16 protein-coding genes are annotated in these 17183 nt (G+C 70.5%); 8 read left to right on the top strand and 8 right to left on the bottom strand.

Annotation, left to right across the window (positions count from 1 at the left end):
* The 6 genes from ACFYY7_RS16190 to ACFYY7_RS16165 all read right to left on the bottom strand — a co-directional run bounded on the left by ACFYY7_RS16190 (position 1) and on the right by ACFYY7_RS16165 (position 6492).
* Positions 1-963 carry a hypothetical protein gene (locus tag ACFYY7_RS16190; protein WP_388662036.1) on the bottom strand — a complete coding sequence of 321 codons (963 nt, stop codon included), beginning with the start codon at positions 961-963 and terminating at the stop codon, positions 1-3.
* Between the two features lie 100 nt (positions 964-1063).
* The gene (locus ACFYY7_RS16185) at positions 1064-2089 is read right to left on the bottom strand and encodes an LGFP repeat-containing protein (protein WP_388661957.1); all 1026 of its coding nucleotides are present in this window, start codon (positions 2087-2089) and stop codon (positions 1064-1066) included.
* An 88-nt stretch (positions 2090-2177) separates the two neighbouring features.
* The gene (locus tag ACFYY7_RS16180) at positions 2178-2651 is read right to left on the bottom strand and encodes an RICIN domain-containing protein (protein ID WP_388661955.1); all 474 of its coding nucleotides are present in this window, start codon (positions 2649-2651) and stop codon (positions 2178-2180) included.
* 127 nt (positions 2652-2778) lie between these two features.
* Entirely contained in the window at positions 2779-4410 is a 1632-nt protein-coding gene (locus ACFYY7_RS16175) for a serine/threonine-protein kinase (protein ID WP_388661953.1), read from the bottom strand.
* On the bottom strand, positions 4407-5231 hold the full coding sequence (locus ACFYY7_RS16170; RefSeq protein WP_388662034.1) for a serine/threonine protein kinase: 825 nt from the start codon (positions 5229-5231) through the stop codon (positions 4407-4409). Before ACFYY7_RS16170 ends, ACFYY7_RS16175 begins: the two co-directional genes overlap by 4 nt.
* Positions 5232-5748: 517 nt before the next feature.
* Positions 5749-6492 (bottom strand): DUF4232 domain-containing protein, encoded by a 744-nt coding sequence (locus ACFYY7_RS16165; RefSeq protein WP_388661951.1) that lies wholly within the window; start codon positions 6490-6492, stop codon positions 5749-5751.
* A 204-nt stretch (positions 6493-6696) separates the two neighbouring features.
* Between ACFYY7_RS16165 and ACFYY7_RS16160 the strand changes: the two genes are divergently transcribed.
* The 8 genes from ACFYY7_RS16160 (at position 6697) to ACFYY7_RS16125 (ending at position 15176) form a co-directional block, all read left to right on the top strand.
* Positions 6697-6909, top strand: a complete 213-nt coding sequence (locus ACFYY7_RS16160) for a hypothetical protein (RefSeq protein WP_388661949.1) — start codon at positions 6697-6699, stop codon at positions 6907-6909.
* A 274-nt stretch (positions 6910-7183) separates the two neighbouring features.
* Positions 7184-7483 (top strand): hypothetical protein, encoded by a 300-nt coding sequence (locus ACFYY7_RS16155; protein WP_388661947.1) that lies wholly within the window; start codon positions 7184-7186, stop codon positions 7481-7483.
* Positions 7480-9267 (top strand): alpha/beta hydrolase, encoded by a 1788-nt coding sequence (locus ACFYY7_RS16150; protein ID WP_388661946.1) that lies wholly within the window; start codon positions 7480-7482, stop codon positions 9265-9267. The genes ACFYY7_RS16155 and ACFYY7_RS16150 overlap by 4 nt, the downstream gene beginning before the upstream one ends.
* A gap of 101 nt (positions 9268-9368) precedes the next feature.
* Positions 9369-9824, top strand: a complete 456-nt coding sequence (locus ACFYY7_RS16145; RefSeq protein ID WP_388662032.1) for a hypothetical protein — start codon at positions 9369-9371, stop codon at positions 9822-9824.
* A 264-nt stretch (positions 9825-10088) separates the two neighbouring features.
* A complete protein-coding gene (locus tag ACFYY7_RS16140; RefSeq protein ID WP_388662030.1) occupies positions 10089-12383 on the top strand; it encodes an alpha/beta hydrolase in 2295 nt (764 codons plus the stop codon).
* The gene (locus ACFYY7_RS16135) at positions 12380-12985 is read left to right on the top strand and encodes a hypothetical protein (protein ID WP_388661944.1); all 606 of its coding nucleotides are present in this window, start codon (positions 12380-12382) and stop codon (positions 12983-12985) included. The genes ACFYY7_RS16140 and ACFYY7_RS16135 overlap by 4 nt, the downstream gene beginning before the upstream one ends.
* A 183-nt stretch (positions 12986-13168) precedes the next feature.
* Positions 13169-14179 (top strand): NlpC/P60 family protein, encoded by a 1011-nt coding sequence (locus ACFYY7_RS16130; RefSeq protein WP_388661942.1) that lies wholly within the window; start codon positions 13169-13171, stop codon positions 14177-14179.
* 265 nt (positions 14180-14444) lie between these two features.
* On the top strand, positions 14445-15176 hold the full coding sequence (locus tag ACFYY7_RS16125; RefSeq protein WP_388661940.1) for a phosphatase PAP2 family protein: 732 nt from the start codon (positions 14445-14447) through the stop codon (positions 15174-15176).
* Between the two features lie 12 nt (positions 15177-15188).
* Here ACFYY7_RS16125 and ACFYY7_RS16120 read toward each other — a convergent pair whose 3' ends face one another.
* Positions 15189-16817: an FAD-binding oxidoreductase gene (locus tag ACFYY7_RS16120; protein ID WP_388661938.1), complete on the bottom strand. Its 1629-nt coding sequence runs from the start codon at positions 16815-16817 to the stop codon at positions 15189-15191.
* A gap of 120 nt (positions 16818-16937) precedes the next feature.
* Positions 16938-17126 (bottom strand): hypothetical protein, encoded by a 189-nt coding sequence (locus tag ACFYY7_RS16115; RefSeq protein ID WP_388661937.1) that lies wholly within the window; start codon positions 17124-17126, stop codon positions 16938-16940.
* Positions 17127-17183: the final 57 nt, after the last annotated feature.

Here is a 17183-nt window from a genome sequence, read left to right as displayed (position 1 = left end):
TCAGTTGGTGGTGATCCAGGTGCCCTTTTCGGCGGTCCAGTGGATGGTGGCCTTCTGGAATTTCTGGGCTTTGCCGCCGCCTGCTTCGTCGGTTTCGTCGGTGAGGGGGTAGCCGAGTGCGGTTTCGTGTCCGGCGGCGTGGAAGGCGTCGTAGATGGCGCCGTGGACGGTGTGGGCGCCGGTCTGGGGGGACCAGAGGAAGAGTCCTCGTTCGAAGAACTGGTAGCGGCCCTTGGTGCCGTCGGGTGCTTGTGCGGCGTCGGCTTCGTCGGTGGTGGGGAAGCCCCAGCGGCGTTCGGCGTCGGTGTCCCAGAACTTCGTGAGGATGTCCCCGTAGATCGCGTGGGCCTCGTCCGGGTGCCAGATGACGATCCCGTTCTGGAACTGCTGGAAGCGCCCGCCGAGCGAGGAGTCGCGCTCACCCGTGATCGGCCGGCCCAGCGGACCATTGGGGCCGCCCGTGCTGTCGTACTTCGTCGCGATGGTGCCGTACGGGATCAGGTCGTCCAGGTTGTTGTACCGGCGGGGCGTGAAGCCCCTGAGCCCGTCGCCCCACACCCGCTCCTCGGCGACGTGCCCGAAGTCGTACTCCTCGCGCACCACCGGCTGGGTGTGGGCGGGGTCCGCCCAGCGGAGGAACAGCGCCACGTGGTCCGTGCCGCCCGAGTCGCGCAGCAGGGCGTCACCGGGCTGCAGGTCGCTCGCCGGGATGTCGAAGGTGACGTCCCACAGGCCCCACGTGGTCAGGGACGTACCGAGGTTCCAGGCCATCGACACATAGCCCGAGCAGTCCGGCCGGTAGCAGCCGAACTGGTTCTGGTGGCAGCCGCTCTGGCTGTACGGCACCTGCTCGGCGATCCACGACCACGCGCGGTCCATCGCCTCGCCGCGCCCGATCGGCCCGCCCGGCTCCGACGCGGTCGCGGCCGGTGCCGTGGTGAACATGACCGCGAGGGCCGCCATGACCAGTGTCACCGCACCGAGCGCACGCCGGAGAGTCAGTCGGAAGTCCAGCGATCCGGGCGATCTCACGGAGCTGATCGATCTCATTACTGCCTCCCCGTCAGTTGGTGGTGATCCAGGTGCCCTTTTCGGCGGTCCAGTGGATGGTGGCCTTCTGGAATTTCTGGGCTTTGCCGCCGCCTGCTTCGTCGGTTTCGTCGGTGAGGGGGTAGCCGAGTGCGGTTTCGTGTCCGGCGGCGTGGAAGGCGTCGTAGATGGCGCCGTGGACGGTGTGGGCGCCGGTCTGGGGGGACCAGAGGAAGAGTCCTCGTTCGAAGAACTGGTAGCGGCCCTTGGTGCCGTCGGGTGCTTGTGCGGCGTCGGCTTCGTCGGTGGTCGGGAAGCCCCAGCGGCGTTCGGCGTCGGTGTCCCAGAACTTCGTGAGGATGTCCCCGTAGATCGCGTGGGCCTCGTCCGGGTGCCAGATGACGATCCCGTTCTGGAAGAGCTGGAACCGCCCGCCGAGCGAGGAGTCCTCCTCGGCCCGGACCGGCCGGCCCAGCGGACCATTGGGGCCGCCGAGGGCGGCGTACTTCACGCCGATCGTGCCGTACGGCTGGAACGCCTCGGCCATCAACTCCCGGGCGTAGCCCTCCGCCTGCGGGTAGCGCTCGGGGTACGCGGAGCGCTGGACGGCCTGGGCCAGCTCGCCCGCGGTGTCCCAGTCGGGCTCCATCTGCTGGGCCACCTCGAAGAACTTGTTCGCCGCGTAGTCGACGTCGAGGCACTGGGCGGGTTCGCACCAGCCCTGCGAGGGCCGCTGCTGGAAGACACCGAGGGAATCCCGGTCCCCGCACGCCAGGTTGTTCATCCGGGACTCGACCCAGCCCGTCTCGAAGCCGGCGAGCATCACCTTGTCGGACACGCCGCGGCGCTGCCCGACCTCGTACACCTTGCGGGTCACGGCGATGTCCCGGTCCGCCGGGATGTCGCAGTACAGCGTGGCCGGTGCGGCGTGCCCGAGGGGGCCCGGCACATCGCTCGCGCTCTGCGCGAATGCCGGGTTGCCGAGGCCGGTCACGGCGGCCAGTGCGACCAGCAGGACCGCTGATCTCCGTATCGCGCGTCGTTCGGTAGAGCCACGCACGTGCCTGCTCCTTCGTGTCGGAAAAGCCTGGAGGAGAACGGGAGGGACTGAGGGGACCCGGGAACTCGTGGAGTTCCGGGCGCCGGTGTCAGGACCAGCTCTGGTACGGGGTGTCGTTGCACGCCCAGGTGCGGAAGCCCAGCGAGCTGTCGTCGATGCACCGCAGGGTGGCCTGGTTCTGGAAGCGGACGGTGCCGTCGGCCCAGACCTTGACCCACCAGCTCTGCTCCGGGCTGGAGCTGCACGTGCCGACGGTACGGAACCCGTTGTCCGTGTCCTCGATGCAGCGGCCCGTGTTGATGTTGCGCAGCTGGCGTGTTCCGTCGTCCCAGGTGTGTACGGTCCACAGCTGCGGGCTGCTTCCGTTGCAGCTCCACGTGCGGAAGCCGTTGTCGGTGTCGTCCATGCAGCGGCCCGTGGCCTGATTGCGGAAACTCTGGATGGCGTCGTCGGCCCGCGCGGGGGACGGCGAGCCGTTCTCGGCGGCCAGGGCGCCGGAAGGTGCGGCCAGGGAGGCGAGGGCGAAGACCCCGCCGAGCAGGAGCGAGCGCGTGCCACGCATGGGCTGTTTCCTCTTCCGTCCGTTGGTTCTCGGGCGAGTTGGCGACGGTCCGGAAAGTAGTGGCGGGGTGCCGGGCCGCACATCCGGAACGATCCGGAGTGACAGCCCGCGACGCGAACGCCGAAACTCAACGGACAGGCACGGACGCGGGTACGGAGGTGGGTACTTGCGCGGGTACGGGCGTGGGCGCGGGGGTGCCCGTGGGGCGCGGGCAGTCGGGGACTTGGGGGTGGTCCGCCGTACGCACGGCCGGCAGCCAGGCGATGGTGACGGCGGAGGCAGCGGCGGAGGAGGCGGAGGCCGACGAAGCGGTCGAGCCGGCCGGCAGGCGGACGCGGTACCACTCGGTGGAGCTCGCGTCCGACTCGTCGATGATGGGGATCCCCCGGGCGAGGCGGCAGTCGACGGCGAGGACGTCGCCGTGCCACACCCGTACCGGTACAACGTTGTCGACGGTGTACGGCTGAAGCGGGTCGATCGCCAGGCCGAGGCTGCACTGCGGGTTCCGGTCCGTACGTACCCGGCACCCGTCGTCGGCGTTGAACACCCTGAGCCGGGCCGGTGGTCCGCTCCTCGCACCCGAGGCGCCGTCGCCGACGGCCCCGACGGCGTGCGACCAGACCGTCGCGGCCACCGAGCACACGGCGACGGTCACCAGGGCGGCGCGGGACCTCCACCGGCGGCGTGCGGGACGGGGCGCCGGCGACCGGGCGGTGATGCGCGCGAGGAGGCTCTCGGCGCTGTGCTCGGCGCGGTCGGCGTGGGTCGGGGCCAGGCAGTCGGCGGCCAGGGCGCGCCAGAACGGCGGCAGCGCACCGGCGAGCCGCAGCGGTGCGCGCCCGTCGGCGTACTCCTGCACCGCCGCACCGCGCGCCACCGGCGTCGCGCCGGGGAACGGCGAGGCACCGGAGGCGAACACCTCGTGGACCATGATGCCCAGGGCCCAGATGTCGGCACTGGGCCGGACCTCCACGCCGTGCTCGCCGAGCGGGGCCTGCCAGCGTTCGGGCGGGAGGTAGTCCAGGGTGCCCATGGGCGGCGCGTACCCGTGGGTGCCGTGGGTGCCGGTCAGTTCGGTGGCGAGCCCGAAGTCCGACAGCTTGAGCGCACCGTCGGCCATCAGCAGGATGTTCTCCGGCTTGAGGTCGCCGTGCACCCAGCCGCTGCGGTGCAGATGGGCCAGGCCTTCGCAGATCTCGGCGAACAGCCGGGCGGCGTCCGCTTCGGCACCCCCGGCATCGAACAGGTCACGCAGACTGCGTTCGGCCCGCTCCATCACCAGCACGATCGCACCGTCCAGGAACGGCCGGTCCGGGTCGCTGATCACGAGGGAGTCCAGCAGACGGATCAGCCTCGGATGGCCGGCCCGGTGGCCGAGTTCGACCTCCCGCCGGGCGGTCTCCGCGACCTTGCGGGCCTGACGCGGTGCGAGGCCCGCGGTCGGCAGGAACTTGAGCGCGACCTCCGCCGGCCGCGATTGCGGCCCCGACCCGGGGTTCAGGCGTTGTTCCGACCCCGACCCCGACCCCGACTCCGACCCCGACTCCGACCCCGAACCCGGTCCCGAATCCGACCCCGGTCCCGCCTCCGGTCGCTGTGGTGAGCGGTCGACCGGGCGGCCCGCGTACACCGTTGCCCAGCCGCCGGACGCGATCGGCTCGGTGACCTCCCAGCCGCCGACCCGGTAGCCGCGCGGAAGCAGCTCCGTACGTTCACTTCCCGCCCGGGGGCCGCGGCCCTCGGTGGGCCTGCCGCTCAACTGTCCGTCTCCCGCCCCCGGACGCGCGTGGTGGTACGGGGCGGCAGCAGCGCCAGGTGTTCCTCCCGTACGAGCCCGAACCGCAGCGCGACCCCGACGAGGGCCTCCCGCTTTCCGTTGCGGCGCGCCCCTCCGGATCCCTGCTCGGCAGGAGCGCTGATCCGCATCTTCTCCTCGGCGAGGTAGTCGATGTGCGAGCTGACCGCCCGCGCCTTCAACTGGCCGCACGAGGCGTGCCCCTTGAGCCGTTCGACGATCTGCGGAGTGGTCGGCACCGCGACCGGCGACTCGTCGCGCAGCCGGGGTTCGCAGAGTGCGACCAGGATCAGGAAGTAGAGGGCCGTCTCGTCCAGCGAGTACGCCATGACGGTGCGGCTGCCCCACTGGCCCGCGGCGCCGTCGGGGCCCGGGCAGGGGTCCAGATAGACGTGGTCGGGCGCGAACACCTGGAAGGAGACGGTGGTGTTGCGGCGGGTGGGCAGCACGACCCGGGAGAACTCGAAGGGGATGGGGGCGCCGGCCCGCCGGGGCGGGACCCGCAGATACTCTCCCGCGCCTTCCGGGTTCTCCACCAGGTAGCTCTGGGTCGTGCTGTGGTTGCTCAGCTGCCAGTGGTCGTCCGTCACCCGGATCTCGCCGGCCAGCCGGGAGATGGCCTCGTCGTCGAGGCGCAGTTCGACCGGGGTCGTCGCGGAGCCCCGCCCGAAACGCGCCACTTCCCCCGGACCCAGCCGCAACGTCACCGGATCGGCCGGGGCACCGGAAGGTACCCCTCCGCCGTCGTCGCTCCTTCGCGGCAGATAGACCACGATCCCGCTCAGTGCACCCACCTCGCCCCCGTGTCGGTGACTCCCACTCCGGCCGTACGTTACCCATCCGGCTGAGCCGTCCCCGCCCGGATTCTGGTCGTTTTCGGACTGCTTCCGGACGGCCGCGGAGCCGCCTCCGGACCGTCCGCCGCGAGGCGGTGCCGGCCCGGGAACGGGTGTCGGCGGGGCTCGTGCCGGGCGCCCAGCTTCAGGTTCTTGCGAAGGGGTGAGCACCCGAGCCCGACGGACTCCGCGTTCAACTCGGCGTGAGGGAAGGGGTACTCACCGTGGAACACGACTTAGCCCGCTCTGACGAACTGGCTGGATTTGGCGCATCCGTTGAGTGGATCGGCTAGTCCGGTGGAGTCGCCGATCGTCCCTGGCGCGGGGAGGGGACGAGAACGCCGCAGAGGGCCCGGATCCAGGATGGTCCAGGCCCTCTGCGGCGTATGTTGCGTGTGCGGTGCGTACGACGAGGGGGGAGGGGAGGAACCGCGTCCCGCGGAGCTCGTCGCCCTCGGTCAGCAGGTCAGTTGCCCGCCGTCTTCATGGAGCTCACCGCGTCGGCGACCGTGCTCCGGTACAGGCCGAGCTTCGGGTCGCCGACCTTGACGTCCGGGCCGAGCTCGAAGTTCTGCGTGTCCGCGTTGGGCATGTGGTCGCCGTCGGCCAGCACGTTCATCTCGTTGACCCAGGTCACGCCGCCCTTGCCGCCCGGGTTGAGGTCGATCACCGCGATGGCGGCCGTCTTGGGCTTGACCGGGTACGCGGGCGCGCCGCCCAGGCCGCCGGGAACCGCCGGCGTGATGTCGCCGCTGTGGTCCGAGGCCTTCGAGGCGCCCAGGCTGACCCGCGGGAAGTAGCTCAGGCCGCAGGAGTTCGCGCCGGTGTTGTTGACCTCGATCACGTGCTGGGTGGCCGAACCCTCCAGGGGGTACACGCGCACCGACAGGTCCCCGCTCTGGCACGGGTGCTTGTAGGCGTAGCTGTCGCTGGTGTTGCCGCCCGACGTGCTGCCGCCGCCGGAGGAGCCGGTCTTCGAGGTGCCCGTCTTCGTGGCTCCGGTGTTCTGCGCGGCGTCGCCGGCCTTCTTGTCGTCCGTGGTCGTGGCGTCGGTCGAGGGCTGGGAGGAGGAGACCGACGCGGTGTTGTCGGCCGGGCCGGCGGACTTCGTACCGGTCTCGTCGCCGTTGCAGGCGGTGAGGGCCAGAGCCAGGACCGCGGTGACGGCGCCGAGGGTAGCGGTGTGCTTGCGGCTGCGGAACGTACGCATCGAAATCTCCCAGGATGAGGGTGAGGCAAGGCCCGGATCCTGCGGCGAACCGCTCTCTCTGACCTCTTGACAACATAAGCATCCTGTGGGTCGCTCACGTTCCGCTGACGCCTCACTGACGTCCTGCTGACGTCCTCGAATGGACGTCCACGGAGTGGACACCCACGAAGCTGACGTCCACGAAATGGCGGACAAGGAAATCTGGTGGTGCGTGGAAGGGGTGCCTGCCAGACTCCGCGCAGATGCCGTACGAGGCCGGCCCCCGGGCAGGACGGGGAGGCGGAGGCCCCCTGGCAGGACGTCATGTGGCACATCCCGGAGTACGGGACCGCCCCCGAGGACCTGGCCGCCGCCGCGCTCCAGCGCCTCGCCACGGTGGACCCGAGGACGTACGGAGGGGACGGCGGTGTCCGGTAGGGCGGGCGACCGTCCACCGTTCGGGTGATCCGCTCCGGGGGCGGCACGTCGGGAGGCCCGGTAACCACGGGCCGCTCCGCCGACCTGCGCCCGGGCACGTGGCGTGTCGCCCCCGCCTGATTTGGCACAGTGCCGCTCCGCGATCGAGAACGGGCGGGTGGGCGCAGTGGCAGTGGTGGGACAACCGGCAGGCCGACAGGAGCCGAGCGGTGGTGGGGACGTACTGAAGCACAGCGGCGGTGCCTGGTTGCGGGCGGCCGGTGGTGCGGAAGTGATGTGTACGCACCTCGGTCCGGTGAAGTCGGAGCTGGAGACCGCGCACGAGGGCCTCATCGCCGGGACCGGCGGACTGACCGCGATGGCGGAACTGGGCGCAGTACGGGAGTCATGGACGCGGAGGTTCGAGGCGGCGCGCGGGGAGTGCCGGGCGCTGGCCGGGAAACTACGGGCCGTCGCGCGGATCCAGGGCGAGACGGACGAGACCGTGAAGTCAGCCTTGGCCTCGGTGTCACCGGAGCCGTTGCTGTCGCTGCCGTCGTCGTCGCCGTCGTCGGGTCGGGACGAGGCGCGATGACGCTGACCTGGGCACAGTTACGGGATCTCAAGTGCGGCGAACTGGAGGGCGCGGCCGACGGGTGGGGGAAGGCGAGCAACCGTGCCGACGCGGGCCGGGACCGGATCGAGACGCAGCTGCTGAGCGGGTTGCGCGACACGCAGCGCGGCGAGGCGGCGAAGGCGGCGGTCGGACGGCTGCGGCAGATGAGCCGGAACCTGGGATACCTCTACACGGAGTGCGGCCTGCTCCGTACGACGCTGAACAGCCTGGCCCATGAGCTGCGCATTCAGCAGCGGGCGTTGCGGCAGGCGCTGGATGAAGCGGAGGCCCTGAAGTTCACCGTGCACGGGGACGGTTCGGTGACGTATCCGGCGGCGGGCGAGGGCCTGATCGACGGCAGGCCGCTGCCGGGCGGCACGGCAACGGCGGCGGCCGTGGCGCCAGGCCTGCACGCACCTTCGGGCCTGGTCGCCCCCAACCCGAACGTGGCGAAGGCGCAGGACATCGCGGACCGGGTCGCGAAGGCCGTGCGGACGGCGGCCGAGATCGACTGGCGGTACGCCCGGATCCTGCGGAGGCTGAAGGCCGAAGAGGGCCTGAAGGTCCCGGACTCGACGTGGAAGGACGCGGCGGGTGACGCGGCAGCGGTACGCGACGCGGCACGCGGCTACCTGAAGGACGCGATCCCGTACGACGCGTCCCCGGCCGAGCGGAAGTCCTGGTGGTCCGCCCTGACGGACGAACAGCGCGAGGAGTACCTCGCGGTGTACCCGGACCGGATCGGCAACCTGGACGGCATTCCGGCGCTGGTACGGGATGCGGCGAACCGGGACAACCTCCAGCTGCTGATGGGGAAGCTGGAGGGGCGGGACGATGCGAAGTCGCAGACGCAGCTGGCGGCGCTGCGGGAGATCGACCGGCAGCTGCGGGCGGGCAGCCGCCCTCCGATGTACCTGCTCGGCATCGGGGACGAGGGGAACGGGCGGGCGATCGTCTCCTTCGGGAATCCGGATGCGGCGAGGAACGTGGCGGCGTACGTCCCCGGATTGAACACTTCCTTGGACAAGGAATTCGCGACAGGTGACATCAAGCGCGCTTGGGACACTGCCAAGGGCGCTCACAAGTACGACCATTCCAGTGCGGCCATCACCTGGCTCGGATATGACGCGCCGCAATCGCCGGATGGCATGTCCAGCCTCTCGGTGGCGGGAACGAAAAGAGCCGAGGAGGGCGGCGTCGCCTTCAATGGCTTCATGGCAGGGCTGTCGGCCACCAACGAGACCGGGGACCCGCACCTCACGGCGATCGGGCACTCCTACGGCTCGCGCACCGTGGGAGCCGCGACGCAGCACGACGGTGGCATCCCGGGGGTTGATGACATCGTCCTGGTCGGCAGCCCGGGGGTAGGCGTCGATCGCGCGGAGGACCTCGGAGTCGGCAAGGACCATGTATTCGTCGGTGCGGCCGAACACGACGTGGTGACCAAGGTTCCGTCCGGGCAGGAGAGCCTGGTCGGCGCACTGGGAACGATCGCTGCCGGTCCGGTGGTCGGGTATCTGGCGGGGGACATGGCCGACCAGGGGGACGACGACATCTGGTTCGGCAAGGATCCGGCGAGCGAAGCATTCGGCGCCCGGCGATTTCCCGCGAATGAGGGCCCTCCTCTGGTCGGTCTGCACGGCCTCTCGCTCGATGCGCACTCCCAGTACTTCAGCCCGAAGAAGGATTACGTGTCCGCAGACAGCATTGCGCTGATCGCTGCTGGAAGATCTCGCGATATCCAGCTGGAGGAACCCCGGTGAAGTCCCGGTTTCGGGCCCTTGGCGCAGCGGTGGTGTTGTGCCTGACGCTTTCTGGTTGCGCAGGGGAAATTGCCTCAACAGGTCCGGGAGGGCTGGAGAAGATGGACATGCAGGACGCGGCGAATCGGGCCGATCAACTGCTTGATGCCGTACTGGGGGAGATCAGGCCGGAAGTTCAGTGGGCGCACGGGCCGACCAGTACGGGCAGCTGCGACGTGTCTCGTATGCGCGTGGTCATGACCGTCGTGTCCGAAGGGCGGAGAGGCAGCTTCCTCGGTGTGGTGGACCGCTTCTGGCGCCGGAGCGGGTACAGGATCAAGGCCGTCAACAAGAATGCGGATGTTCCGGCGATCTATGCGCAGACGAAGGACGGCTTCGGAGTCAGCCTCAGCATCGGTGGCGAGGGACAGGCATTCTTCGAGGTGGACAGCCCCTGCGTGAAGGAGTCGGAGGTCGCTGAGTCCACCACGCCGCCGAACGGTCCCGGCTACGACGGCGTCTACCCCCTTCCCCGCCCCAACGTCCGCTCCCCCTTCTGGTCCGCCGGAGCACCCTGACGCTCCATCACTGCCCCCAATGACCCGTAACGGACCGGTCGGTGGCAGTACGGGATGGGTCGCGGGTGCGACGTTGAGCCCGGCATTGGGTCCTGGGGCCCATGCCGGGTCTGCGCTGCTGTGGTCGCATACGGATACCGGGGGGAACTGTCGCTGCGCCCACTCACAAAGCTGGGGAGACTCGCCGTGTCTGGCATACGAGAACTAGCGGTACCGGGTGGTGCTGACTTGAGCACCGCCGAGGTCCCTCCGGGCAGGCAGCCACTGTCGCGCCCCTTGCAGGCGGTACTGATTCTCGTCCGATTGCTCTTCGTTCTCACGGTCGTGGGCGCGTTCGACGCACTGGTCGTGGCCTCGTCCGTCGATGCGGTGGACGGCCGGCTGCTGGGGATGGTGCTGTACGCGTCGCTGCCCGGCATCGCCGGGTTCGTGTTGTCGCTGTACATGCGGACCGGTGGCGTCTGGATCCGGCGCGGGCTCCTGGCCGTGAGCGCCTGGCTCCTGCTCGGTGCGCTGGCGACGCTGAACGACGCGGAGAACGGCCGGGGCGTGACGCAACTGGTGCTGCCCGTCGTCATCCTCGTCCTGCTGTCCCGGTCCAGCTCCCGCGCATGGTTCAGGCTCGCCCCCGAACAGCGCGTCGAGCACCGGTCGTTCAGCGTCGTACGGCGGATGCTCAAGGCGCGTCGGGACAACGGTCAGACCGCGATGGAGTACCTGGGCATGATCCTCGTGGTCGTGGCCCTCATCGGCGGGCTGGTGGCCACGGGAATTGGCGGGCAGGTGTCCGGTCAACTCCGCAACGCCATCTGCCAGCTGACCGGAAGCGCCTGCCCGCCGCCCGGTGCCATCGCCGACGGCAGCAACGGGAACGGCAACGGCAACGGGGGCGGGAACGGCAGCGGCGGTGGTGCCGGGACCGAAGGCGCGACCGTGACCGGTGGAACGGGCTCCGGAGGGTCGGACGCGACCGGCGGCAGCGGCTCGGGGGGCAGTGGCTCCGGCGGTAGTGGCTCCGGTGGGGGCGATGCCTCGGGTGGCGCAGGTGGCGCAGGTGGCGCCAGCGGTGCTGGTGGCGCTGGTGGTTCGGATGGAAACGGTGGTTCTTCTACAGAAGTCAACGCGGGTAGACAAACCCCGGTCCCCGGTTCCACCGACGAATCCAAGGGCGGCTTCCTCACCGGAGTCGTGGGCGACGACGGTCTGCTGGGCGACGTCACCGGGGCCATCGACACGATCGCGCACCCCGTCGACACCGCCAAGGGCGTCGTCGACCAGTACGCGCAGGCCGCGAACAAGGCCGGCGACAAGTGGGACACGGGCAAGTACATCCAGGCCGCCTGGGACGTGACCAAGGGTTCCGGCGGAGGCGGCAGCGCGCTCACCGGGCTGCCCGGGTCCGGTACCCGCGTCGAGTCCGCGGTAAGGGACGGGGAGCGGCAGTACCTCAACGACCGCATCCCGCGCGGCGGCACCGCGGCCGGCCGCGAGCACTGGTGGAACGGGCTGACGCAGGAACAGCGCGACCGCTACCTGGAGCTCCTCCCGGACCAGATCGGCAGCCTGGACGGGATTCCGGTGGCGGACCGGGACACGGCCAACCGCCGCAACCTGCCGAACCTGATCTCGAAGCTGGAGGGCAAGACCGACAAGAAGTCGAAGGAGCAGCTGGCCGGGCTGCGCGAGATCGACCGGCAGCTGAAGGAGGGCAGCCAGCCCCCGATGTACCTCATCGGCATCAGCGATGAGGGCAACGGCCGGGCGATCGTCTCCTACGGGAACCCCGACACCTCGAAGAACGTGTCGGCCTACGTGCCGGGGCTGAACACCGCCCTCGACGAGGAGTTCGCGAAGAGCGGCCTCAAGCGGGCCCATGACACGGCGATCGGCGCCCAGGGCTACGACCCGTCCAGCGCGGCGATCATCTGGCTCGGGTACGACGCCCCGCAGACGCCGGACGGGCTGCAGAGCCTGGCGGTCGCCGGTACCGGGCGGGCGGAGAAGGGCGGCGCGGCGTACAACGACTTCATGAGCGGCATCGTCGCGACCAACCAGAACAAGGACCCGCACATCACGGCCATCGGGCACTCCTACGGCTCGCGCACCGTCGGCGCCGCGACCCAGAAGCTCGGGGGGATCCCGGGGGTGGACGACATCATCCTGGTCGGCAGCCCCGGGGTGGGCGTGGACCGGGCCGTGGACCTCGGGGTCGGTGCCGGGCACGTCTTCGTCGGCGCCGCGGCCAACGACCCGGTGACCAAGCTCCCGTCCAAGACACAGGTCGTCGTGGGTGGGATCGGGATGATCCTGGGCGGTCCGGCCGGGGCGTACGCCGCAGGGGACCTCGCGGACCCGGGCGACGACGACCTCTGGTTCGGCAAGGACCCGGCGAGCGCGGCGTTCGGGGCCAGGCGGTTCCCGGTGGATCCGGGCAAGCCCATGAGCTTCGACTCGCACTCCAATTACTTCACCCCGTCACGGGACGCCGTGTCCGCCGACAGCATCGCCCTTATCGTGTCGGGACACGCCGACCGGCTCAAGATTGAGGAGTACCGATGAGCCGAAGGTTCCAGATCGTCGCGGTGGCTCTGGCCGTAGGTTTCGCGCTGTCCGCCTGCGGCAGCGAGAAGGCGCAGCCGGGTGCGGACACGAGCACCACGGCCACCAAGAGCGCCAAGAGCGACAAGAGCACCAAGGGGAACAGCATGGACATGCAGGAGGCCGCCGACCGGGCCGACGGCATGCTCGACGACACACTGAAGGCGATCGACCCCGAGGTGCAGTGGGCCCACGGCCCGACGACGAAGGGCAGCTGCGATGTGACGCGCAGGCGCACCGTGATGACCATCGTCTCTGCGGACCGGCGGCAGGGCTTCCTGGACCAGATCGAGAAGTTCTGGCGCGCCGGCGACTACCGCATCAAGGCGAAGAACAAGGACGAGCAGTTCCCGGCGGTCTACGCGGTGTCGAAGGACGGATTCGGCATCAGCGTGAGCATCCGGGCCAAGGGGCAGGCATTCTTCGAGGCGGACAGCCCCTGTGTGAAGGAGTCGAAGGTCGCCGACTCCACGTCGAAGCCGAACGGGCCGGCCTACAAGGGCGTCTACCCGCTGCCGAGCCCCAACGTGCGCTCCGACTTCTGGTCCGCCGGAGCCTCCTGACGGTCACTCGGTCACTCGGTCGTTCAGTGGGTGCGCCGGTCGATCCGGCCGGTGCACCCGGTGCGCCGGGCGGACGGTTCCGTGCGCCGGATTGGCCGGCCTGTGAGCCCCGGTGACCCGGAAGACTCGCACACACCCTCGAAAACGGCCATGAACACGTCCCCGATGGGGGATGGTTGAGGGGTGCGGAAATTCTGGGTGGTCGGTGGCATCGGTGTAGGCATGGCCATGTGCTTCGTGGCGCTGCTCGTCGTCGGCACGTACTCCGCCGCCGCCGGACTCGCAGGTTCCGGTGGCGGCGGAGCCGTTGCGCTGGCCAAGGGGGCCGTGCCCGCGAAGTACCAGTCGCTGGTGCAGAAGTGGGGCAACCTCTGCTCCGCCATCAACCCGGCCCTGCTCGCCGCCCAGCTCTACCAGGAGAGCGGGTGGAACCCCCGGGCCGAGAGTCCCGCCGCCGCGCAGGGCATCGCCCAGTTCATCCCCGGCACCTGGGCCGGCCACGGGATCGACGGGGACAAGGACGGCGACCGGGACGTATGGGATCCGGCCGACGCGATCCCGTCCGCCGCCTCGTACGACTGCGAACTCGCCGGGTACGTGAAGAAGGTGCCGGGGGATCAGACGGACAACATGCTGGCCGCGTACAACGCCGGCGCGTACCGGGTGATCCGGGCCGGTGGGATCCCGGACATCTCGGAGACCCAGAACTACGTCACCATCATCCGTTCCCTGGAGAAGAGCTTCGCCAAGCCCGTCGGGCGTGTACAGCCCTCGGAGCAGGCGGCCGGGGCGATCTACTTCGCGCAGAAGAAGCTCGGTACGCCGTACCTCTGGGGCGGGAACGGCACGCCCGAGCAGAACGGGCGGTTCGACTGCTCGGGGCTGACCCAGGCCGCGTACCGGACCGTGGACATCGAGCTGCCCCGGGTGGCGAACGATCAGTACAACGCCGGGCCGCACCCCTCCCGGGACGAGCTGCTCCCCGGCGACCTGGTCTTCTTCTCGAACGACCTGGGCAACTCGCGGGCCATCCACCACGTGGGGATCTATGTCGGCGGCGGGTACATGATCAACGCTCCGTACACCGGGGCCGTGATCCGGTTCGACAAGATCGACGCGCCCGACTACTTCGGCGCGACGCGCGTGACCAAGGACGGGGCCGCCGCCCTTCCGACGGACCGGCCGGCGGCATGACGCAGCGGCGGCGGTGGCCGGAACTCTCTGTGAAGCCTGGGCCCTGAGCTGCGACGACGAGTCACTCTTCGATAACGTCATGGTGATCATTCGGTGGAGAGTGGAACGCGGACACAGGGGGCGTCGTTCCCTGAGTGGACCGGAGCGACTGCGCACCGGTTCGTGAAGCACTGAATTACGCAGTGATCGAACCGACACGGGGGTTCGTCAAAGCGGTGCACACGGGTGTGCCCGCGGCAGCAGACAAGGCAAGGGGCCGCAGCAGATGGCTGGACTCGCACTGGATGGGTCGAACCCCGACGTCAGCCTGCTTTACGACATCAACGGACTGGCGAAGTCCGCTCCCACCTGGTTCGACCGGGTCATGGAGTTCGTCGGTGAGTACGGAATCATGCTCGGCATGGTCCTCGTGGTCCTGTGGTGCTGGTGGAGCGTGCGCCGGCGCGGCACGGCCGACGACTCGGCGACCGCGGTCTCCGGGCTCGTCTGGGCGCCGCTCGCCGCCGGGATCGCGCTCCTGATCAACATCCCGATCCGCGGATTCGTGCACCGGCCCCGCCCGTTCAGGGACCACCAGGGGCTGGACGTCCTGGTGGCGGGGAAGAACGACTTCTCCTTCGTCAGCGACCACGCCACGATGGCGATGGCCCTGGCCGTCGGGATCTTCGTGGCCAACCGGAAGTTCGGCATCGCCGCGATCGCGCTCGCCCTCCTGGAGGGCTTCTGCCGGATCTACATGGGCGTCCACTACCCGACCGACGTCATCGGCGGATTCGCGCTCGGCACCGCGGTCGCCCTGCTGCTCGCCCCGCTGGCGATGATGCTGCTGACCCCGCTGGTGGCGGCGGTCTCGCGGTCGGACCGGTTCGGGTGGCTCGTACGGTCGCGCCGGCCGGTGCCGGTGGCGGCGGCCGGAGGCCCGGCCGGGGCGTTCGGAATCCCCGAGCCGCGGCCGGGCACGGGCGGCGGCGACGGCGAGAAGGACCTCGCGGCATAAGGGCCGGCGCCCTCAGAGCGCCTGCGGGAAGGCGAAGAGGCGGTCGGGGTCGTACTGCTTCCTCAGACCGGCGAGGCGGTCGGCCGCCGAGCCGTAGTAGGCCCGGCGCCAGTCGGTCAGCGTCGGGTCGGTGTAGTTCTGGTACGCCGCTCCCGACGCGTGACGGCGCATCGCCGCATGAGTGTTTTTCAGCCAGTCCTGCTGGGCGGTGCCCGTCGTACCGGGGCTCCAGGAACCGATGTACTGCGCGAGCACCCGCGAGCCCCGGTGGACGAACGCCGTCGACTGTGGGGAGACCCGGTTGATCGCCCCGCCGAGCGCGGTGAGCGCGATGGAGCCGCCGCCCCCGGACTGTGTCACCGGAATCCGGGTGAACGCCTCGGTCCGGTCGAGCAGGGCCTGCACGCCCGCCGGGGACAGCGAGCGGTCGTAGAAGTCGGACGCGGCGGCGTACGTCTCGCGCCGGAGCGTGCCCTGCGTGGTGCGGCCGGGCGTCGTCCCCGGCAGATGGCACTGGGCGTCGGTGATGCCCGAGCAGCCCGCGTACACGAGCATCGACTCCTGGTAGCTGCGGCGGCGCAGCGACACGGAGGAGGCCGAGGCGCCGATCCGGTCGGCCAGGCGGTCGACGGCGTTCTGCAGGTCGCCGTACGTACCGAGGCTGAACGCGGCGACCGAGACGGTCGGGTTGCCGCCCCCGGGGCCGGCGGCGAGGTGTGCGGAGGACCAGATCTCGTCGGGCTGGTCCGGACCCCACTCCTGCCAGGCCGAGACGACGGACCGGGCGCGTGACCACGGCCACGACATGTAGGCGGTGACGGTCTGCGGGACCGGGCGGGTGCGGAACGTCAGCTCGGTGACCACGCCGAAGTTGCCGTTGCCCGCGCCGCGCAGCGCCCAGAAGAGGTCCGGCTGGTGCCCGGCGTCCACGGTGAGGGTCTTGCCGTCGGCCGTGACGAGCGTCGCCGCGGTCAGGCTGTCGCAGGTCAGGCCGTACGCGCGGGAGGCGACGCCGTGGCCGCCGCCGAGGGTGAGGCCGGAGACGCCGACGGTGGGGCAGGAGCCGCCGGGGATCGTCAGTCCGCTGCGGGCGAGGCCCTGGTAGACGTCGATGAGCTTGGCGCCCGCGCCGATCGTGCCGTCCGTCCCGACGCGGGACAGCGACGAGACGTCGATGACGAGCCGTCCGTTCCCGCTCGACCAGCCCGCGTACGAGTGGCCGCCGCTGCGGATGGAGACGGGGGTGCCCGTGCGGCGGGCGAAGGCCAGGCACTCGCGGACGTCCGCCTCGTGCCGGACATAGGCGACGGCGGCGGGCTTCAGGCCGTCGAAGCGGGTGTTGTAGAGCTGACGGGCGGTCGGATACGAGGCGTCCTGGGGTTGTACGAGGCCGCCGTCGAGGCTCTTGGCCAGGGCCGAGAAGCCAGCTGGTCCGGTGGGGGTGGACTTCGACGGGGCCGGTGGGGCGGACGAGGCAGCCGTGCTGCCCGAGGTACCGGAGCCGTCGGAGGTGCCGGCGGCGTCGGACGGGGCCGTGGAGCCGCCGGAAGTGCCGCTGCAGGCGGTGGCGGTGACGCCGACGAGCGCGGCGGCGCCCGCGGTGAGGAGGGTGCGCCGGGCGGGCAGGGGCGGCAGGTTCATCGGATCTCCGAGTCTTGGCGCTCATGGGCCGGCCGGCGGTGGCTGGGGGAGGCCGGGCGTGGGGGGATCGGCTGCAGAGGTGGAGGTCGGGGACGGCGGAAGGGCCGGGGGGGAGAGAGATCAGGGTGCCGCGCGGTGCTCCGCGGCATCCGTACGTGCCCGGTCCCTGGAGCGGCGGGCCGGGCCGGACCAGCCGCAGGCGCAGCGTGCGGTGCAGAAGGAACCGCGCTCCACGGTCGTGGGTTCGTGCCCGGCGGACGTGGCGGTGGGGGCGGTCGGCGGGACCTTGTCGGTGCGTCGGTCATACACCCGTCCACGGTACTGGCCACGGCCACCCGGCGGTGTGCCCGGCGGGGGCGGCGTGAC

Origin of the sequence: Streptomyces sp. NPDC001933 (assembly GCF_042890955.1) — a bacterium.
In the GTDB taxonomy this organism is placed as follows: Bacteria; Actinomycetota; Actinomycetes; order Streptomycetales; family Streptomycetaceae; genus Streptomyces.
This window is presented reverse-complemented; position numbering and strand designations above follow the sequence as displayed.